The organism is Vibrio sp. 1159, from assembly GCF_033340395.1.
Taxonomy (GTDB): domain Bacteria; phylum Pseudomonadota; class Gammaproteobacteria; order Enterobacterales; family Vibrionaceae; genus Vibrio; species Vibrio alginolyticus.
In genome coordinates this window covers 1-1,261 of sequence record NZ_JAWOWL010000130.1, presented here as the reverse complement: position 1 = coordinate 1,261, position 1,261 = coordinate 1, and the positions used below count along the sequence as shown (strand labels likewise).

The 1,261-nt window shown below is 45.8% G+C and carries 1 protein-coding gene and 1 pseudogene; both read right to left on the bottom strand.

Annotated elements, in window-relative coordinates:
- Positions 1 to 102 precede the first annotated feature (102 nt).
- Positions 103 to 960 carry a glutathione-dependent disulfide-bond oxidoreductase gene (gene yghU / locus R7127_RS26420; protein ID WP_318148707.1) on the bottom strand — a complete coding sequence of 286 codons (858 nt, stop codon included), beginning with the start codon at positions 958 to 960 and terminating at the stop codon, positions 103 to 105.
- A gap of 212 nt (positions 961 to 1,172) precedes the next feature.
- Positions 1,173 to 1,261: pseudogene (locus R7127_RS26415) on the bottom strand (TetR/AcrR family transcriptional regulator); the annotation flags it as partial.

The window sequence follows — 1,261 nt, the reverse complement described above, 5'->3', positions numbered from 1 at the left end:
CAATAAACATACGACCTATCTATTAATGATATTTAGGTCTTAGTAGAGAATATTGAGGAACAAAAAAGCGCACCTTTAATGGTGCGCTTAACATCTTTTCGTTTAAGGTTTCAGCTTCAAAACATTATCAATGTCTGTAGCACTGTGGCGCTCAGCTAGTTGCTCCCAATCTTCCCCCCAAGAGCGGTTAACAATACGACCACGTTTAACACCTTCTCGCTCATCAATCGCTTTCGCCCAACGCACAACGTTTTTGTAGCTCTCCACATCTAAAAACTCGGCTGCATCGTATGCGCGACCCAGCACCAAGTTACCGTACCAAGGCCAAGTTGCGATATCGGCAATGCTGTACTCATCACCACCTAAAAAGGCGTTGTTTGCCAGACGTTTGTCCAGTACATCCAGTTGACGCTTAACTTCCATCGTAAAGCGGTTGATTGGGTACTCGAATTTCTCAGGCGCGTACGCGTAGAAGTGACCAAAACCGCCTCCTAGGTATGGTGCAGAACCTTCCAGCCAAAATAGCCAGTTCATTACCCCGGCACGCTTCGCGCCTTCTGTTGGTAAGAAGTGACCAAACTTTTCTGCCAAGTAGAAAAGAATGTTACCCGATTCAAACACGTTGATAGGTTCATCACCTGAGCGATCAACCAGCGCCGGAATTTTAGAGTTTGGGTTTACAGCTACAAAGCCAGAACCAAATTGGTCACCATCGCCAATCTTGATCAAATACGCGTCGTATTCGGCTTCCTTTACGCCTGCCGCCAAAAGCTCCTCAAACATGATCGTCACTTTCTGACCATTAGGAGTCCCCATTGAGTAAAGCTGGAATGGGTGCTCTCCAACTGGCAACTCTTGCTCGTGACGTGCGCCAGAATCGGGACGATTAATGCTCGCCCATTGGCCGCCATTTTCACTGTCGTTAGTCCAAACTCTTGGTGGTGTGTATTCGTTAGCCATTGTTATTCCTTATCGTGTTTGAATGCACCTGTAGGCTGGTTCAAATCGCTACCAGCAGCAATGCTTAAAAATCCCCACCTTAAATTGGCTGGGCATAATCAAGATATTAGGTCGGAATCTTCAAATAAAAGTCCTTCCCTCTCGATTAATTAGAACCTTTGGTTATGGGATTTTCTTTCACGCTATAAGGAAAAACGTCGCGGTAATGTGAACTAGGTTCGAGATGCCAATAACGAAGAACAGATCAGATTCAACGGTCCATCCATCATCTCCGTCTTAATCAAGCTCGTATCGTGGCAAC

Bases quoted from the DNA above. Each gene is read 5' to 3' on its own strand.
- yghU (WP_318148707.1), bottom strand. From the start codon at position 960: ATGGCTAACGAATACACACCACCAAGAGTTTGGACTAACGACAGTGAA.